Here is a 217-nt window from a genome sequence, read left to right on the forward strand (position 1 = left end):
TTCCTTCTGGTAAGCCAGGGTTGTTATCACGAATGTTGTCTTCGACTTCTTTCTTTTCGTCATCAGTCAGCTTCGTTTTATCATCAACCTTGGTCTTGGCTTTAACCGTTGGGTCCAGCTTTTCAGAACTAGTCTTTTCTTCAACCAGCTTGTCACCTGTGATAGTGTCGACTGACTTGTCTGGGTAGGTAATTGTGGTATCTCCATTGTCACCCAC

The 217-nt window shown here is 44.2% G+C and carries 1 protein-coding gene; it reads right to left on the minus strand.

All coding sequences use genetic code 11. From position 1 onward, the window contains the following. Positions 1 to 217: hypothetical protein (locus NOU10_RS09380; protein ID WP_255906669.1), on the minus strand; the 217-nt coding region annotated here is incomplete at both ends.

Source organism: Ligilactobacillus sp. MP3 (assembly GCF_024436335.1).
Lineage (GTDB): Bacteria > Bacillota > Bacilli > Lactobacillales > Lactobacillaceae > Ligilactobacillus > Ligilactobacillus salivarius.